The 16,993-nt window shown below is 62.2% G+C and carries 20 protein-coding genes; 12 read left to right on the top strand and 8 right to left on the bottom strand.

The annotated features are described in order from the left end of the window. The first annotated feature begins 153 nt into the window (after positions 1–153). The 5 genes from CK215_RS20340 to CK215_RS20315 all read left to right on the top strand — a co-directional run bounded on the left by CK215_RS20340 (position 154) and on the right by CK215_RS20315 (position 4,768). Positions 154–1,404, top strand: coding sequence for a pilus assembly protein TadG-related protein (locus CK215_RS20340; protein ID WP_095831962.1), 1,251 nt, complete (start codon positions 154–156; stop codon positions 1,402–1,404). 4 nt (positions 1,405–1,408) lie between these two features. Further along, positions 1,409–1,849, top strand: coding sequence for a TadE/TadG family type IV pilus assembly protein (locus CK215_RS20335; protein WP_095778877.1), 441 nt, complete (start codon positions 1,409–1,411; stop codon positions 1,847–1,849). After that, complete coding sequence (locus tag CK215_RS20330) at positions 1,839–2,249, top strand: TadE/TadG family type IV pilus assembly protein (RefSeq protein WP_245418744.1); 411 nt, start codon at positions 1,839–1,841, stop codon at positions 2,247–2,249. The genes CK215_RS20335 and CK215_RS20330 overlap by 11 nt, the downstream gene beginning before the upstream one ends. Positions 2,250–2,785: 536 nt before the next feature. Then, the gene (locus CK215_RS31365) at positions 2,786–3,607 is read left to right on the top strand and encodes a hypothetical protein (RefSeq protein ID WP_170950341.1); all 822 of its coding nucleotides are present in this window, start codon (positions 2,786–2,788) and stop codon (positions 3,605–3,607) included. Positions 3,608–4,360: 753 nt separating this feature from the next. After that, positions 4,361–4,768: a hypothetical protein gene (locus tag CK215_RS20315; RefSeq protein ID WP_067001036.1), complete on the top strand. Its 408-nt coding sequence runs from the start codon at positions 4,361–4,363 to the stop codon at positions 4,766–4,768. 284 nt (positions 4,769–5,052) lie between these two features. On the opposite strand, the gene CK215_RS20310 is transcribed toward CK215_RS20315, so the two are convergent. The 3 genes from CK215_RS20310 to CK215_RS20300 all read right to left on the bottom strand — a co-directional run bounded on the left by CK215_RS20310 (position 5,053) and on the right by CK215_RS20300 (position 7,249). After that, complete coding sequence (locus CK215_RS20310; RefSeq protein ID WP_245299725.1) at positions 5,053–5,400, bottom strand: hypothetical protein; 348 nt, start codon at positions 5,398–5,400, stop codon at positions 5,053–5,055. Positions 5,401–5,812: 412 nt separating this feature from the next. After that, positions 5,813–6,046, bottom strand: coding sequence for a polymerase (locus CK215_RS20305; protein WP_095783409.1), 234 nt, complete (start codon positions 6,044–6,046; stop codon positions 5,813–5,815). Positions 6,047–6,361: 315 nt separating this feature from the next. Continuing rightward, positions 6,362–7,249 carry a DUF1236 domain-containing protein gene (locus CK215_RS20300; protein WP_095831959.1) on the bottom strand — a complete coding sequence of 296 codons (888 nt, stop codon included), beginning with the start codon at positions 7,247–7,249 and terminating at the stop codon, positions 6,362–6,364. A gap of 221 nt (positions 7,250–7,470) precedes the next feature. Here CK215_RS20300 and CK215_RS20295 point away from each other — a divergent pair, with 221 nt between their 5' ends. Both CK215_RS20295 and CK215_RS20290 read left to right on the top strand, forming a co-directional pair. Beyond that, positions 7,471–7,773: a DUF1236 domain-containing protein gene (locus CK215_RS20295; RefSeq protein ID WP_095778873.1), complete on the top strand. Its 303-nt coding sequence runs from the start codon at positions 7,471–7,473 to the stop codon at positions 7,771–7,773. A gap of 260 nt (positions 7,774–8,033) precedes the next feature. Continuing rightward, positions 8,034–8,252 carry a hypothetical protein gene (locus CK215_RS20290; protein WP_095778872.1) on the top strand — a complete coding sequence of 73 codons (219 nt, stop codon included), beginning with the start codon at positions 8,034–8,036 and terminating at the stop codon, positions 8,250–8,252. 157 nt (positions 8,253–8,409) lie between these two features. On the opposite strand, the gene CK215_RS20285 is transcribed toward CK215_RS20290, so the two are convergent. Beyond that, the gene (locus tag CK215_RS20285; RefSeq protein WP_245322363.1) at positions 8,410–8,763 is read right to left on the bottom strand and encodes a DUF982 domain-containing protein; all 354 of its coding nucleotides are present in this window, start codon (positions 8,761–8,763) and stop codon (positions 8,410–8,412) included. A gap of 203 nt (positions 8,764–8,966) precedes the next feature. On the opposite strand from CK215_RS20285, the gene CK215_RS20280 reads away from it, so the two are divergent. The 3 genes from CK215_RS20280 to CK215_RS20270 all read left to right on the top strand — a co-directional run bounded on the left by CK215_RS20280 (position 8,967) and on the right by CK215_RS20270 (position 9,910). After that, positions 8,967–9,266, top strand: a complete 300-nt coding sequence (locus CK215_RS20280) for a DUF1236 domain-containing protein (RefSeq protein WP_067001089.1) — start codon at positions 8,967–8,969, stop codon at positions 9,264–9,266. 74 nt (positions 9,267–9,340) lie between these two features. Continuing rightward, positions 9,341–9,550: a hypothetical protein gene (locus tag CK215_RS20275; protein ID WP_067001047.1), complete on the top strand. Its 210-nt coding sequence runs from the start codon at positions 9,341–9,343 to the stop codon at positions 9,548–9,550. 108 nt (positions 9,551–9,658) lie between these two features. Beyond that, positions 9,659–9,910, top strand: a complete 252-nt coding sequence (locus tag CK215_RS20270; RefSeq protein WP_095778871.1) for a DUF2934 domain-containing protein — start codon at positions 9,659–9,661, stop codon at positions 9,908–9,910. Between the two features lie 93 nt (positions 9,911–10,003). On the opposite strand, the gene CK215_RS20265 is transcribed toward CK215_RS20270, so the two are convergent. The 3 genes from CK215_RS20265 to CK215_RS20255 form a co-directional block, all read right to left on the bottom strand. After that, positions 10,004–10,216 carry a hypothetical protein gene (locus CK215_RS20265; RefSeq protein WP_067001092.1) on the bottom strand — a complete coding sequence of 71 codons (213 nt, stop codon included), beginning with the start codon at positions 10,214–10,216 and terminating at the stop codon, positions 10,004–10,006. 245 nt (positions 10,217–10,461) lie between these two features. Beyond that, positions 10,462–10,809, bottom strand: a complete 348-nt coding sequence (locus tag CK215_RS20260; protein ID WP_127215790.1) for a hypothetical protein — start codon at positions 10,807–10,809, stop codon at positions 10,462–10,464. 81 nt (positions 10,810–10,890) lie between these two features. Continuing rightward, a complete protein-coding gene (locus CK215_RS20255) occupies positions 10,891–11,979 on the bottom strand; it encodes a GSU2403 family nucleotidyltransferase fold protein (RefSeq protein WP_095831958.1) in 1,089 nt (362 codons plus the stop codon). A 165-nt stretch (positions 11,980–12,144) separates the two neighbouring features. Here CK215_RS20255 and CK215_RS20250 point away from each other — a divergent pair, with 165 nt between their 5' ends. Both CK215_RS20250 and CK215_RS30835 read left to right on the top strand, forming a co-directional pair. Next, positions 12,145–12,588, top strand: coding sequence for a hypothetical protein (locus tag CK215_RS20250; RefSeq protein WP_095831957.1), 444 nt, complete (start codon positions 12,145–12,147; stop codon positions 12,586–12,588). A gap of 124 nt (positions 12,589–12,712) precedes the next feature. After that, positions 12,713–12,958, top strand: coding sequence for a hypothetical protein (locus CK215_RS30835; protein ID WP_141245500.1), 246 nt, complete (start codon positions 12,713–12,715; stop codon positions 12,956–12,958). Between the two features lie 88 nt (positions 12,959–13,046). Here CK215_RS30835 and CK215_RS20245 read toward each other — a convergent pair whose 3' ends face one another. Then, complete coding sequence (locus tag CK215_RS20245) at positions 13,047–16,949, bottom strand: tetratricopeptide repeat protein (protein ID WP_141245499.1); 3,903 nt, start codon at positions 16,947–16,949, stop codon at positions 13,047–13,049. Between the last annotated feature and the right edge of the window lie 44 nt (positions 16,950–16,993).

The following is a 16,993-nucleotide window of genomic DNA, read 5'->3' as shown; positions in this document are numbered from 1 at the left end:
TATGAAGTGGGACCTAAGTCTGAGTCGCGGCCGCGCAGGGCGGTAAATATGCATACAAGGGTCTGAAAATCGCAAGTCGAGGAAAAAAATTAGCCATTCGTTTATCGCCCGGTGTTGAACGTGGTGGCTGGGATAGCTTGGGCGCGCTCGGCCATGAACACATTCGGTCGGATTTTCAGACAGTTCGTCTCCCGCGGCCTGCGACGCGGCGAGAGCGGCAATGTTGCGACGATCTTCGCGCTCACCCTGCCGATCGTCGTCGGCGGGGCCGGGCTCGGAGTCGAGACCTCCTACTGGTACTATTCGAGCCTGAAGCTGCAGGCGACGGCGGACGCCGCCGCCTATGCCGGCGCGCTGGAAAAGATCCAGGGATCGGACACTGCGACGATCACGGCGGCCGCGACCCAGTCGGCGACCGACAACGGCCTCGGCAATGGCACCATCACCGTCCACACTCCGCCCACCTCGGGGCCGAACACGGCCAAGAAGGCAGTCGAGGTCATCCTCAACCAGAACCTCGACCGGATGTTCACCTCGATCTTCACGCAGACCAAGGTGCCGGAGCAGGCGAGGGCGGTGGCGCTCATCACCGATGCTTCCAAGGCCTGCGTGCTGGCGCTCAATCAGTCGGCCTCGCAGGCGGCGCTTTTCTCCGGCAGCACCAGCGTCAAGCTGACCGGCTGCTCGGTCATGTCGAATTCGAGCGCCGCCGATGCCATCAAGGTGCAGGGGTCGGCAGGGCTTCAGGCCGACTGCCTGATCTCGGTCGGCGGCGTTTCGCTGAACAACCCGGTGACCACGACCTGCAAGTCGCCGTTAACCCAGGCCTTGCCCGCGTCCGATCCATTCTCCAGCCTGCCGGCGCCCGCGGTTACCACCCCGTGCAGAAATGTAAACGGCGGCAAGTCAGCGCAGACACTCGTGTCCGGCACCTACTGCAGCGGCATGAACCTCAACGGCAATGTCGCGCTTTCTTCCGGCACTTACGTCGTTCAGGGCAATCTGAAGATCAACGCAGGCGCGGTCATCACCTGCGCTGCGCCCTGCACCGGCGTAACCATCTATATGACGGGCAGCAACACTATCAGCATGAACGGCAACGCGACCGTAACGCTGAGCGCGCCGACCTCGGGCACCTATTCCGGCGTGCTGTTCTACGGCGACAGGACCGGCACCGCGGCGCAGAGCACCTTCAACGGCACGGCGACTTCTTCGCTGACCGGCGCGATCTATTTTCCCAAGCAGCAGGTCAACTATCTCGGCAATTTCTCGGGCGCGAACGGCTGCACCCAGGTTGTGGCCGACACCATCCAGTGGTCGGGCAATTCCACGATCAACCAGAACTGCTCGAGCCTTGGGCTGCAAGACATCCCCGCTGCCCCGTCCGTTGCGATTGTCGAGTAGCCGCGTGGCGACGGCAGCGATCCGCTTCCGCAAGAATCGCTCCGGCTCGGCCGCGGTGGAATTCGCGCTGGTGTTGCCGGTGCTGTGCGTCGCGCTGTTCGGAATCGCCGATGGCTGGTCCTATGTCACCAACTCGATGGCGATGCGGGCGGGTGTAAAGACGGCGGCGAATCTGCTGCTGGCCGGCGGGGGCGACGACACCGCCGTTCAGGCCGCCGCGCTTGCGAGTTGGGAGAAGAAACCCTCCGATGCGGCGATCACGGTGACACGCACCTACAAATGCGGAACGACCGTGGTCACGCAGTCGACCACCTGTGCGGGATCGAAAGTACCCTCCATCTATGTCCAGATCCAGGCGTCGGGCACCTGGGTCCCGCCGTTCACCTTCGGCGTCTTCCCGGGCAATAGCGCGCTCGGCCATCAGCAGGTGGTCCGTGTCCGCTAAGCAAAAAACCAGGCTGTTTGCCAGCGACGCATCTGGCGGCGCCGCGATCGAGTTCGCGCTGATCGCGCCTTTCCTGATCATGCTTCTGTTCGGCATCTTCGCCTTCGGCTGGTCGATGAACAACGAGTCCAGCGTGCGCTATGCGCTCGAGGCCTCGGCGCGCTCGCTGCAGCTCGACAGGACGATGACCCAGGCTCAGATCCAGACGATCGCGACGCAGAAACTACAGGCGCTCGGCTTGCAGAACGTGACAGTGACGATCACCACCGACCCGCCGAGCGGCGGCTTCAAGATGGCGCATGTCAGCGCCAGCTATGCCTTCGTCATCAACTTTCCCTATTTCAGCGATTTTCCGATCAATTACTCGACCACTGTCACCGTGCCGCTGATCAACAGCTGAAGCACGTCTCCCCAAAGTGAGACTTCGTTTCGGGTCAAAGCCAGGGCTCAGATTGACAAGCCGAGCGGCCGAAAGGTTGCGACACCCTTCAGGGCATCCCGGGAAGAATATATAAGTATATATGGGATCAGCCGCGAAGCGGGATAAGAACACCTCGTCAGCGCGCCCCAAGCGCTGGTGGCATCACGGCTTCCCGCGCGATTGCCCGAAACGATGCCGCGCACGTCCGAAAATCGCCTTCATAAACAGGCGTCTTGTGCTCCTCAACGGACGCTGGCCGCATAGCGTTAGGCCCATGGTCCGACGGGGGGTGGGCCTTCATTGTTCCAGAGGGCGGACCTGGCCTTAGCCCATTTATTTGTGCAATGATTTCAGTAAGTTAAAAGGTGTTCCGCAGGATTTGCGGAGCTGCTTCTCGGGATACTCTCTTGCCGCCACCGAATTTGTTTAAAAGTTACTCCAAGCCGTTAGGGAATTCTCATATGACGCGATCTAGCGGTTGGGCATTGGTGGCGATTCACCTGCGGAGAAACATGATGACAATCCGGAAAACACTTTTGGCTTCGCTCGCCATTCTGGCGCTCGCGGCGGCTCCCGCACTTGCCGGAGCCGGCGGCAATGGCGGTGGTCACGGCAATGGCGGCAGCCATGGCGGCGGCAACGGCAATGGCAATGGCGGCGGCAACGGCAACGGCAAGGGCGGCGGCAAGGGCCAAAGCGGCAACAGCGGCGCCTCGCATGGCAAGTCGGCGTCGGCAAAGGCCGCCAAGTCGCAGGTCGACGATGCAACCGATGACGACACTGACGACACGACGGACGATACCACTAAGGCTGCGACGCCGAAGGAAAAGAACATCCATGCCAAGCTCGGCCGGCTGAACTCGCTCCAGCGCAACATAAATGCCTACATGAATTCCAAGAGCAAGAAGTTCGCGGGCATTCAGGCTTATGTGACCCAGGCCGCCGTAGCCCAGAATGCGCAGGCCAAGCTTGATGCGGCAAACGCGAAGCTGGCCGCCGACCAGGCCCAGCTCGGCACGCTCACCCAACAGCTCGCCGACCTCAATGCAACCGACACGACCAACATGACGACCGAGGAAAAGGCGGCTTTCGATGCGCAGGTTGCCGACGTTCAGGCGCAGATCGACGCCCAGAACGCCGCGATCGCCACTGACACCCAGGCGGTGGCGGATGCCCAGGCCGCGGTGACCGCTAACCCCGCGCCCGATGACGCCACGCTCGACGCCGCCCTGCAGGACATGGCCAACAAGCCGGTCGATCAGGAGGTGACGGACTGGGCCAAGGACGTGCTGGCCGACAAGATCGACCAGGCGGCTACGGCGACGTCCACGCCATAAGGCACAAGCGGCGAACCTGCCGGAGTGGAATTGCATGCCGCCGGGGCGACCCGGCGGCATTTTTGTTTGGCTTGACGGCAATGCATTCGCACGCGGCAACAGACCAGGTGAGGCCAGGGGGAGTTCTGGTTGCGGCGAGCAGAAACCCCACGCCGAGGCACAGGCGGAGTTCAAAAAAAGGCTCGCCTTTGAGGCGAGCCCAAATAGCAAAAGCCGAGGTGGTCAGACGGCTTCTACCCGCGCCCGAAGGTTAACATGCCAGGTCTACCGAGCGAATAACATTGGTTAAGGAATAGCTAAAAATTCACGGCGTCTGCACCGCTGGAAACCTTTCGTCGGCTTCGGTCGGCGCCGTGTCACGTATTTGGAACGGTGGCAGAACCGACGCGGTGGCGCAGACCGGGAGATCGAAAGTCTAGCGCGCCGAAACGAGTTTGACCGGGAGCTGTGTGGTCAGCTCCCGGCCCCCCGGTTGCCACCCCCGAGATCTCGCTATGAATGTCGTATTACGATATAATGGCCGGCGTTGGAATGGGGAACGGGCAATTTCTTTTGCGAGCCGCCCTGCATTGGGGAAAACAACTGCAGGCCCGGGGAGCGCTGCCCCGCCGGCGCCGACCCTTGCGGGCCTTTTTGCCTCGCCTGACGCTGTGCGCAATGCACACCAAAACTTCGCTGCCTTGTGGCTAATATGCGTTGCGGTGTGTAGCTTAGCGGGTGAGGGATTTCACAGGGCATTGGGAGGACAACAAAATGCCACGGGTTTCGGAGCTTTTCTTCAAGACGGCCGTCATCTTTCTCATCCTGGGCATAGCCGCCGGGCTGCAGATGGCGATTTCGGGCGACCACGGCGCCTTCCCGGCGCACGCCCACATCAACCTTCTCGGCTGGGTGACCAGCGCGATCTTCGGCGGTTACTACGCGCTCAATCCGGCCAAGGCAGAGCGCCGCATCGCCATGATCCATTACGGTCTTTATACGGTTGGCCTCGTGATCATGCTGCCGGCGCTCTACTGGATGCTGGCCGCAGGCCATCCGGAGATCGAGCCGGTCGTGGCGATCGGCTCGCTGATCGTCGCCGCCGCGGTGCTGACCTTTGCCTTCATCGTCTTCTCGTCCGCGGAGACGGTGCGCTCGGCCACGGTCGCTCCGGCGCAGTAACGGTGCACCCAACAGCGCGTCGCCTGAACCGGCCCAGTGCGACGCGCTCAATTGCTCGATCGCACGCGGCCAAAGATTGGCACGTCATCCTGTGGCGGAGCAGGGAGCGAAGCGACGCGGCGCAGACTGCAGGCCGTAAGCTCAGAGCGTTACGACGGTGCAGGATTCTGCCGCGCTGCGTTCCTCGACGAGGTCACGGCTTGGATTCTCGGGTCTTCGCTCCCCTTCACGTCGCTACCCAAAAGATGACGGCGCTGGGGGCTTTGGCCGGACGCTGAGCCGCCTTACGGCAGCAGCCTCGGGAACAGCCGCGAGATCAGCGCATGGACGATGCCGTCGCGCTCGAACGGGCCGGGCAGCTTGGCGGGGGCGCCGGCGTCGCTCGCCTTGCTCTCGTCCGTGGCCCGGCCTTCGGCTTGCACGAGCCACAGCACAGCCACGAAGTAGCCTGCCTGCAGCACCACGCCCGCCAAGAACGTCCAGCCAAGCGACTGCCAGACGGACCCGGTGGACATGAAGGTCCAGCCGAGAACCACCAGAAGCGTTGCCGTCATTCCCACAAGAAACTGCGGAAAATACATTTGCCCAACCGAGCGCCGCGACCAGTTAGGGTCTTCGACGATCTCGCCCATTGCTCTACCCATGTTGACCCTTGCACCTTTTCCGCCAGGATCGCAAGACTTCACGCAGACCCCTTGCCATAGGTCTTAACTCCGGCCCGCCGAAGGACCTATGCCTCAGGAACCAAGCCGAGGCCGATTCCGTTCCCTCGCGGCACGATGATCAGGAGCAGCTAATGAACCGCAGCGGGCTACCGGGCGCGCTGGCGTGTTGCGCCTGCTTTCGGCCCGTGCATCACCCTTCGCCGCCGCTGAAATGCTGCTGAGCTGAACCCGGCCGCCGGTTGCCGCAGTGTCCGCCCGCCGAGCACGGCCCTTCATCGGCGGGAGACGGCTCCGCCCTTCCGCGAAAGAAGCGGAGAGTTAGCTCTGACCTCCATTCGGCCGGATCACGTCGCGGCCGGCTCTGGGCTGGCCGAACAGGTTATCGGGATTGGGGCCTTGGCTGGACCAGTCTTGTATCGAAGGCGTCGGGCAGGCGAACGTGCGCCAGTGCCCTGACCGATCCCGTTGTCATGGCATCCGGCGGCAAGAGGATGACCATCTTGGCCTGGCGATCCGGCCAGAGTGGTCTGCCGCCTGTGAAGAACACGAGCGCCACAACGCAGATCAGAAGAACGGCGGCGAACAGGTTCGCAATGATCTCTCCGAGTTGCATGCAGCACCCCCAAAAGGAGCACCCGCCGCATCGCAGGTAGCGGCGGGTGCGAACAACCGACGATGAAGGGACCTATGCTCGCCAGTCGTGACTCCAACAAGATAACTGCCTGTATGTTTCGAGAGGGGGACCAATGCCCTACCAAACCAGACCTCAGTCCGACGGCTGTGTTGCGGCGAGGGCGGGCGATAAAGCTTGATGGGGCTGCCCCCCGGCCGCGGGGAGGGGGCGTTTGCGCCCGCGGCTCAAGCGACATAAGAAAAGCCCGCCATGCCTTGCGGCACGGCAGGCCTCCTGTCGGAAATGCTGTCTGGATCAGGCCTCCAGGATCACGACGATCCTGTAGGTGTCCGGATCCACGATCACGATGCGCCCGTCGGCCAGCACGAAATACTCATAGGTTTCGTAAGCCGGGACGATCTTGACGATGCGGGGCGGCAGGCGATGCAGCCGGATCTTTTGCCGCGGAACCTCGACGCCGACCGAGATGTCGAAGCTGACATCGCGAACCGGCTGGACGTTGGTCTCGCGGATGATCTGCGTGATCTGCGTCCGCTGCTCAACCGTCACATTGGTGATCGAGGCCGTCTTGTCCTGGTCGGCCTGGACGTTGCCCTGAGCGTTCTGCTCAGTGGTCGTGCCGGTCTTGCCCTGAGCGTTCTGCTCGGTCTGCATCTTGGTGGTGCCCTGGGCGTTCTGGTCGGTGGTGGTGCCGGTCTTGCCCTGAGCATTCTGCTCGGTCTGCACCTTGGTGTTGCTGTCAGCCTTCTGCTCGGTGCTCGTGCCGGTCTTGCCCTGGGCCTGCTGTTTCTTCTTCAGCGTAGTGTTGTCCTGAGCATTCTGCTCAGTCTGCACCTTGGTGCTGCCCTGAGCATTCTGCTCAGTCTTGGTGTCGGTCTTGCCCTGCGCCTGCTGCTTCTTCTTCAGCTGCGTATTGTCCTCGGCGTTCTGCTCGGTGCTGGCGCCAGCCTCGCCCTGGGCATTCTGCTCAGTCTTCATCTTGGTGGTGCCCTGGGCATTCTGCTCTGTCTGAGACTTCATCTTGCCCTGGGCCTGCTCGCCAGCCTTGCCGCCCTTCGGGCAGTCGGCCTGGCCGGCGGCACAATTATCGCCGCCGCTCGGCTGCACGGACTCGGTCTGCGCCACCGCGGCGCCGCAACCGACGCCGAGCGCGATCATGCTCGTGATCAGAAGATGCTTCATCTGATTTCTCCTCGGAAAGTCGGTCCCTTCGTTGGTTAAACACGACTTGGAAGGCATTGTTCCGAGATTGTTTTGCCAAGCGGCGGCGGCGTTCTTACGCCGGCGGATGTGCGGAATTTTGCAGGAACAAGCCGTGGCCCTCGGCGTTAGGACGGTGCCGATCGGCTGTGGAAATCGCAGGCGCAGCAGAGGAGGCGATTGACCACACAAAGGAGACGACCATGAAAATGCACATCACCACCGCCGCCGCGGCCCTCCTGCTTCTCGCCGGCGCTGGCGCCGTCGCTGCGCAGGACACCGTCGTGATCGCGCCCGAGCAGGAAACCGTCATCAAGGAATATGTGCAAAAGCAGCCGCTGGCTTCGGTGAAGGTTCCGGGCGTCGAGCTGAACATCGGCAGCACGCTTCCCGAGACGGTCGAACTGCACGAGGTGCCGAACGTCAAATATCGCTATGTCGTGGTCGATAACCGGACTGTGATCGTCGACCCCGGCACGCGCAAGATCATCAAGGTGCTCAATTAACCGATAGCGTAATCGGCCGAACGGACGGCCCGCCGCCGGTCACGGCGGCGGGCGGTTAACGGAAAATTATTAATTTACGATATCCTAACGGAACCTTTGACCCACACCCAAGTTGGGCGCTTTGGGTCAAATCTGTCTCATAGGCAACACAAACCAGTGGCAGAAACAAACCTGTCTCATAGGCAACACAAACCGGTGGCAGAAAGCAGAATCGGGCGGCGGCGAACAGGCATGGGCAGGGGCGAGGAGGACTAGTTAACATGTCGAAACGAGAAATCGGAACATCCCGCTCGCTCGGGATGCGCGTCGCCGAGTTGCGGGCCAGGATGGAAGACGCCCACATCACCGCACATGAAATACAGACCTTCCAGAAGGTCGCGGCCATCATGGGGGGCGGCGATGGCTCCCTACGCATCGATGCGGACGATCTGATCGCCGCATCTTTCCTCACCGAGTCGTGCGAAGCTTCGCTGAACTGACAGCCGTCATCGATGTCGACTGGCTGCCGTCCAGCACTGGGCGGCAGTGAGCGACGCTACGCCGCTTGGCGCGACAAAAGCCTTCGGCCGCGAGGGCTTTTTCGATGATGCTTGGTTCCATAAGCCCGATCCTATAGAACCGGACTTCAGCAGCCTGTCACGCCAGCGGCCATTGCCGGCGCTGCTGGCTTATGCTCCTGGCCTTGAGACGTCTGATCTTGGCTTCACGTAGCGCGGTGACCGGGTCGACGCCGGTCCACAGAATGCCGGCCTTCTGAGCGAATGCCACGAAGGCCTGCCGCGCTTCCCCAAGTTTCCTCTCGCCTGTCCGCGCTGCCTCGCAGGTCTGCACGGCCGCGGCATAACAGTCGCCGCGCATCGCCGGCGGCCATTCTTTGAGGAAATTCTGCATCGCCGCCAGGGAAGCGATCTCGCGCTTGAAACCGGCCCCGACTGCGATCGCCACCGGCGCGCGGAGCGGCATGTCGCTTGTGATGTGAACTGCAGTCATGGCGGGCCTTTGCTGGTCGAATTTATTCAATTCAAACAATGCGAAGCTGCCCCGGCGGTTCCGCCGGCAACAATCAATTAGGCGCCGCAGACGGAACAAGACCCCAATGCACGCGTTTGCCCCGGGAGCTCCTATGTTCGACCTGCCAGGTTTCCGCGACGGCGGAGGCGGGCGGAGCTCGCCAACACAACAGGAGACTTATGATGAAACGCACCCTTATTCCTGCTGTTGCCGGCCTTGCTCTGATCGCCGGCGTAGGCTTTGCCGCTGCGGACCAGATCATCGTCACGCCGGAGCAGCAGACTGTCGTCAAGGAATATGTCCACAAGCACCCGATCGCCTCGGTCAACATACTGGGGCTGGAACTGGGCGTCGGCTCGACGGTGCCTGACACGGTCGAGCTGCGGGAGGTGCCGGACGTTCAGTACAGATATGCCGTGGTCAACGATCGCACTGTTCTGATCGATCCTGGTACACGCAGGGTCATCCACGTCATCGAGTGATCTTACGCTTACGAGCCCCGATCCTCCCGCCATGCCGGCGGGGGGATGCCGGCTCCTAGGAAGGAGTCGCAGCCATGCATCATCCCCATGTCGAATCAGTCGACTGTGCAAAGGCGGTCGACCAGCTTCTGGCCGAACGCCGCACTGGCCTCTTATCGATGAAGGAAGCGATTGGCCTGTTGCGCAGGCGCACCGGAACCGAACGCTCTGACGCCGATTTAGCCGCATTGATTACAAAGAAGGCAGCGTATCTGGGCGTCGCTATCGTCTCCGACGTGCACTGAAGAAATCGCTGCCGAAGTTCAGGCACCTACGCGTCGATGCGCAAGACGCCACCGGAAAATTCAGCTAATGTTTCCGTCGGGGAGCGGCCCCACTCAAAGGAGGCGACAGTGACGGACGACAGGCAGGAACGCATTCGCCGGCGGGCGCACGAGATCTGGGAGCAGGCCGGCCGGCCGGAAGGCGCGCATATGGAGCACTGGGACCAGGCGGCCGCCGAGATCGACGCCGAAGTAAAGCCGAAGTCCAAGGCCGCGCCCAAAAAGACGGCCGCCGCCAAGCCGAAGTCGGCCAAGGCCGAAACGCCCGCCAAAGCCCCCGCCAAGGCCAAGGCTCCTGCCAAGCCGAAAGCCAAGGCCTGACCCCAGCGGCCGTTCCGCCGCTGCCATCCGCACAATCGAAATGTAGCAAGCCCGCGCCCGAAGATTTAGGGCGCGGAGGTGGAGGCTGAACGGCTATCGCCTCCCTTGCTTTCTGGCGTATTGCGCAACGGCGCAGAGGAAAGCCAGCGCGGCGGTATCGCAGGCCGCCCGCGACGGCGACGGACCCTTGGCAAAAAGCACCGCGTCCGCGATCGGGATCGTCAGCCCATGCTTCCTGGCGAATGAGGTGACTTCGTAAGGCTGATCGTCGGCTGGTGCGCCGATGTCAATTTGCTGGTCTATCAAACGAGTTCCTCCCTGGTACGCGACTATGCCTTCCTTCGCCCGAAAGGAATTAACTACCGGCCGCTCGCCCGCGTCCACCAATTGGCAATTGTGTGAAACGATACATTTGCCGAGGTGCACCCGAAGGTTGCAAATTGGAATTCTCTGCACCCGGCGCGGGCGGAAACCATTGCGTCGCCGCGCTCCCTCGCGCCCCTTTGTTTCGTCGCGTTTGGTGGTCTTCCTCCGCGAAGAAGGAAGACATCTCACTCCCAGGCATCGCTCGATTTTGCAAAGCGCACGCCCGCCGCAGTCATCGCGCACTCGCATTCGCTGATAAGCCTGAGGTTCCTCAAATATCGCGCGATCGTTTCGGGCAGCCAGGCCGCGCAGGCCTCGACATAGGCGCGGCCGTGCACCAGCGTGCCGGTCGAAAGCCGGTCGTCCTTCTCCGCGATCACCTTCAGATATTGCCGGATGAAGCGGATGTCGTCGGCGATGTCCTGGCTGGCCATGCGCCACGCGCCGGCCAGGCGTTCGCGCTCGGCGAGCGGCAAAGGCGAGAGCAATGGGCGGGAAAGGTCGGCGAAAGCGGCATGGTTCGCGGTGTTCAAGAACATCCCCTCAACGAAGGGCAATATCGTACATTAGGTACGAAAGTCGTCAAGAACGTTTCGTACAATTTGAACGATAACTCACTTGGACCGTCTCATGAAACCGTCGAGCTCGATGCGCGCTTCGTCGAGCGCCCTGCCGAGGACCAGGTCCACCATCTCGCGCCTGTCAGGCTGAAGCAGTTGCAAGCCTTTGCGCAGCGCCTCACGCCATGCTTCGCCCCGGTTCCACGCTTCCGCGAAGGCATGGGCGAGGTCGTCTTGCCGACGCGTGGTCTCGAGCGCCTCGACCAGCAGGCTTGCTTGATGCAGGTCCTTCTCCCGCTTGGCGGCAGCGCTTCCCGCGCGTCGCGCCGCGACGATCAGCTTGTGGGCCGCAAAGCGTTCGGGCGAGGGGACCAGCACCGGCACGCCGGAGCGGTGGAGCAGCACTGCCCGCACCGGGTCTCGGATCAGGAAATCGAGGAAGCGCAAGGGCTGGGCCGAGGCGCCGCCCAGCGACGGCATCGGGCTGGCATGGTCAGCATGCTCGTCGCTGCCTCGGTTCGGAGTGAGGAATTCTATGCGGTAGCGCGAAGCATTCTCGAACTGCGTCGTGCGCCCCGCATCGGTTCGGTGCGGGATTTCCCGGAATGTCGGGTCGACCGCCTTCAGCACCTCGATGAGCGGCGGCATGCTGTCGTCGACTTCGGCCGAGACGGAATGGAACTGGGCAAAGTCGGCATCGCCGGTCTGCAGCGCGGCTCCTGGCAGTTTGACGCCGAGATGCCCTGCATAGGTCTGGAAGGCGACGGTGCCGACGAGCACCGCGCGCAGGCGGAAGAGCCCGGCCTTTTCCAGCGCCTCGACGACGTCGCCACTGAAAGCATCGGGCGCCGCCAGGCCGGCGTCGCGAACCAGCGTGGAGACCAGCTTGCGGCGAGCTCTGAGATCGTCCTTGATCTCCTTGAAGGCCGCGACCCGTTTGGCGATCTCGGGATCTTCCGCCGGGCCGACATAGCGCCTGGACTTTTGCGGCCGCGTCTCTTCGAAATACCAGTAGTCGCGGCCTTTCACCGGCACGCGCACGAAATTGCCTGCCGTCGAGAAATCGGTCTCGAAGGAGGCATCCAGGCTGCGCTGCACCAGCTCGGCATAGAGGGTACGATAGCCAAGATCGATGGTTTTCATGGCCGCTCCCGGGCGTGCGCAGCGTTATAAGAAACCTGCAGTTTTCTTATAACTGGGCCTTATTCGGCGAGATTCAAGAGCATTATAAGAAACTGGTAAAAATCTTATAACGACCGGCATCTCCTAAGAGAGATGGGCCGCTCTTCTGCGGATTGGGGAAACGGTTTGCCCGGTGCGGTCGACGTCACGCCCGAAGACTCGACCTGGAAGGCGTTGAGGCCGGGCTTGGAAGCTTGGAGCAGCGCAGCTTCCGTTACGCCGATTACGGCTGCCGGACGAGCACACTACCTTGATCATTTCCGGAAACGCGTTCCTTGGCGCCAACCGACAAGCCGCCGCTGCTTTTTTCGAGGAACGCGGGCCGGCTACGCCTTCGCCGTCGACCGCGCGAAGCACGCAGGCGACCCGCTGATCGCGGCGAACAAGGACACGCTCACCAAGCCGGCGCTGAACGACCGGCATTTTTTGAAGGGTGCTAACGGCGCCATCGGAACCATGGACATGGCGAAGATGGAAGCGATGGGCGGGTGTTTGTTTGCCTCGGGAATACTGCTCGACCGCAACGGCAAGGCGTTGAAGGAAAGGCCATACTTCGAGACCTACCCGTAGCGCAGGTAATTGTTGCAGGTGGCCGGCGTTTCGCGCGCAATGACATGATTGAGCATGTCGAGTTGCGCCGAAAGCGCTTGCGAGACCGCGCGTCCGGAGCTGAAAGCAGGAGCGGTGCATATCTGTGCCGCAGATCGGCGACCGCCTGTCTGCTGGTATTGCGCACTTCTGTTTGGCTTCCGGTCTGGGCGGCGGCAGTGATCTTGCGCAGCATCGCATCGTAGTCGTCCGGAAATTCGCGTGCGATAGCCTCAACGATCTGGAGATCCTGCTTCCGGATCTAGGCATCGATGTAGGCGGTGGTCACAGGCTGGGGCGGCTTCGCCACCGACTCATGGTGATATCTGCCGTCGCCGAACATCGCTGGTAGCACTTTTGCCTCAACGAAGCTCAAAGGGGACGACCGCCTCCACCTGCAACCATTTCCCACGCGACATCCGCCCCTCTAAAATGCCTGTCTAGTTCAGTCCGAGGCTCAGCGCCTTCTTGCGGTCGGCCTCGGCGCGCTTCAAATCGCCCTTAGCTCTCCAGGAATGTGCCCTCAAATCGTAGGCGTCGGCATATGTCGGGTCGATCTCGATAGAGCGGCTGTACTCGGCGATGGCGCCATCGTGGTCGCCTTGGCTTTCCTTGATTGCACCTAGACCGAAATGGGCGCCAGCGCTCTTCTTCCGGTCCAGGCTGATCGCCTTGTTGAAGTCTCGCGTTGCGCTGTCGATGTCCTTTTTTGCCGCATAGGCAAAGCCGCGATCGACGTAGAAGCGCGCGACTTTGGGATCCAGTTCGATCGCCTTGTCGAAGTCTGTCATCGCACCCTCGTAATCGGCCTTCTCCAGCCTTTTGGTTGCCCGTCCGTAGTAGGCCATGCTCCAACTCTGATCGATCTCCAGGCCTCGGTCATAGTCGGCTAACGCCCGGTCAAGCTCGTTTTTCTTCCCCCACAAAGCGGCACGCCCAAAATAGGCATCGCTGCTCTTCGGCGCGAGTTCGATGACCTTGCTGAAATCGGCAATGGCGCCATCATAGTCATGGGTGTCGGTGCGGACCATCGCCCGTCCGCGATAGCCGGCGGGGTTTTTCGGATCGAGCGCGATGGCCTGTTCGAACGCGGCGGTGGCGCGTGCATACTTGCGTTTCTTGTACCAGACGTAGCCGTGGTCGACGATGGTCTTCAACTTGCTCTGGTCAGAGCCGACAGGATCGCTTCCGGCTGACTTGCGTTTGGCCGCCACGGCGAGCTTGCGGCCCTTCTCGGCTAGGGCCAGCCTTGGATCCAGCTTGAGCGCCTGGTCGTAGTCCGCAATCGCCTGGTCGTAATCGCCGTTGGCGAGCCAGGCGCTGCCACGCCCGAAATAGATCGGCGCAGAACTGGGGTCGATCTTGGCCGCGCGGCTGAAATCGGCGATCGCTCGATCCAGTTCGTTCTTCTTGCTCCAGGCGACGGCGCGGCCGAGGTAAGCTTCGACGTAGGCAGGATAGAGTTCGATCACCTTGCCGTAATCGTCGATGGCCGCGTCATACTTGCCCTTCGCTACCAGCGACATGCCGCGCCCCAGATATGCGGACGCCATTTTCGGATCGAGCCTGATGGCTTTGCTGTATTCGGCAATGGCGCGATCATATTTGTGCCTCTTGTAGAGGGCATCGCCGAGATCGATGAAAGCCTTGAGCTTCTTCGGATCAGGCCCGCCGGCTTCGGCCGCGACATCGCCTTTTCCTCTTGCCGCGTCGGCCGCCTTGCGGCTGACCAGGTAATCCGGATTGTGCGGGTCGAGGTCGATTGCCCGGTCGAAATCGGCGATGGCGCCGTCATAGTCCTTCCTGTCGGCCCGTGCCATGCCGCGCCCATAATAGCTGGCGGCGTCTTTCGGATCGATCGCGATCGCTAATGAATAGGCGGCGATCGCCCGCCCGCCGTCGCCCTTGGCGTGCCAGGCCATGCCCTTGCAAAAGAACGCGTCGCGCGCCTTCGGGTCGAGCGTGGCGGCATGGCCGCAATCGGCAAGCGCGCCCTCGACATCGCCCGACATGGTTTTGGCCATCCCCCGGCGAATATGGGCCGAGACCAGATCCGGAACGAGCTGGATCACCCGATCGTAGTCGGCGATCGCCAGGTCGTAGGCGCGCTTGGCGGCCAAGGCCTTGCCGCGGCCGAAATAGGCGAATGGGCTACTGGGGTCGAGCGCGATCGCCTGCTCATATTCTGCGATGGCATGGTCATATTTGCCCGCGTCCGAAAAGGTGTCGCCGCTCTGCACCGCGCTCAGGACACGTGGGTCGGTCGCCTCGGCCGCCTCCAGCATCTTTGAAGCGGACAGTATTCGCGTTGGGCTCGCTTTGCCTTGGCCGAGTTGCTTGGCCAAGGTTTCAACGGCGGCCGCAACAGAGGGCTGCAACTGTTGCATGCCCACTGGCGGCGCCGGCCTGTTTTCGCCAACGGCAGCCTGCTCGTCACAGCTTCCAGTCCGCTTCAGGTCGAGTTCGATGGCACGCCGGCAATCGACTGCCGCGCCGGCCTGATCGCCCTTGAGCATCCGGGCGCGGCTGCGACCGAAATAGGCGTCGGCGTTTTCGGGATCGAGGCTGATGGCCTTGTCGAAATCGAGCAATGCGCCGTCCACGCCATATTTCGACAGCCGCATCTGGGCGCGCTCGAGCAGGATCCTGGCGGTCGCCGGATCCCTGCCTGGCTTCGCGGCGGTCGGCTTGCCTTGCTCGCCGGGCAGGTGTTCCCTGCACGTGCCTGCCCGCTTCGGGTCGAGCTCGACGGCTCGCCGGCAGTCGCCGACGGCGAGGTCGAAATTGCCAAGCAAGGCCTCCGCGATGGATCGGTGGTAGTAGGCATCGGCGTTGTAGGGATCGAGGCCGATGACAAAGCTGAATGTATCTATCGCGCCCTTGGGGTCGACCTGCATCTGCTGCAACCCCGATTTCATATTCCAGTCGATGGCGGCGGAATTGTCGCGCTTGGCATAGAGTTGCGGCGGCTCATACGTGGGAGGCGCGATAGGCTTGGCCGCCTGCGGCTCAGCTGGGATTGGGACATGAGCCTGACCGGTCGTAGCGCCCGGTGACTGCAGCACGGGTTGCCCCTCGGCCCTGCGCTTGCCAATCTGGACGCTCAGCCGTTCCTTTCGGTAGTCCGCGTTGGCCGGGTCGAGCGCGATTGCCTTGTCCAGGTCCGCTATTGCCTTATCAGGATCGCTCGCCTCCCAGACAAGCGCCCTCTCGAAATACGATTTTGGATCGTCGGAACTGATGGAAATCGCTTTGTCGAGATCGGCAAGCGCCTCTTTCGAATTGCCGACTCGAGCCATAGTCATGCCGCGCACGCGGTAAGCCGGGGCGTTGGCCGGGTCGCGGCGTACGGCTTCATCCAGATCGGCGATAGCGCGGGCATAATTCTTCTTTAAGCCCCAGCTCTTGGCGCGGTTGAAGTAAAATGCGGAACTTGCTGGATTGAGCCGGATCGCCTCGTCGAATGCGGCGATGGCGCGGGTATGGTCGCCCTTTTCCTGCCATTCTATGCCGACCGCATTTTGGGCGGTGGCGGTTTTCTCGCCACCTCCGTCGCGCGGCTCGCCAAAAGCCTCGGCGATCCGGCGTGAGCAATCACGCCCTTTGTCTGCATCGACGCCGGCGATGTGCTTGCAATCGGCTTCCGCGCGCCTGCGCTCGCCCTTGGCGATCCATGAAAGTGCGCGGTCATGGTAAGGCGTGATGGGGTCCGCGCGGACGCTCTCTGCTTTGTCATAGTCGGCTTGGGCCCGCGTGGCGTCGCCCTTGTCCTCCCAGGCGACGCCCCGCACGCCATAGGCCATCTCGTTGGCGGGATCGATGTCGATCGCCTTGTCGCATTCGACAATCGCACGGTCGTGCTCGCCTTTCTTGTTGAGTGCCCTGGCGCGGTCGGCATAGAGGTTGGCATCGTCCGGCGTGAGCGCGATTGCGCGAGTGTAGTCCGCGACGGCTCGCTCGAAATCTGCCTTGCTCTCCCAGGCAATGGCGCGATTGGTAAAGGCGGGCACGTATGTCGGATCAAGCGCGAGCACCTCGGTCATGTCGGCGATGACGCGGTCGATATCGTTCTTCTGCGTGTAAGCCAGGCCACGCCAGAAATAGGCGTTAACGCGAAGATCGGGAATCTCGGCGCTGTCCTCGGCGATGGCCGTGCAGGCGCTAATCTGCTGGTCGGCGGAGACGGCGCCGTCGCTGAAGCAAGTAGCGTAATCCTTGCTCTCTGCGAGCGCCGGACTGCGAAGCCCGCCAAGCAGCACCACTATTCCCGCCGGCGCCAAAAGCGGGCCAAATGAAAGCCATGCAACGAATGCGCGGGCGAACGCGCCGGTGCGGCGTGACATGTTTTGATCCTCCCCCCGGAGTTGCCGCGGCAGCGGCTGCAATT

It is taken from the genome of Mesorhizobium sp. WSM3864, assembly GCF_002294955.1.
In the GTDB taxonomy this organism is placed as follows: domain Bacteria; phylum Pseudomonadota; class Alphaproteobacteria; order Rhizobiales; family Rhizobiaceae; genus Mesorhizobium.
The sequence above is the reverse complement of the archived record's forward strand: the minus strand, read 5'-3'. Positions and strand labels throughout refer to the sequence as shown.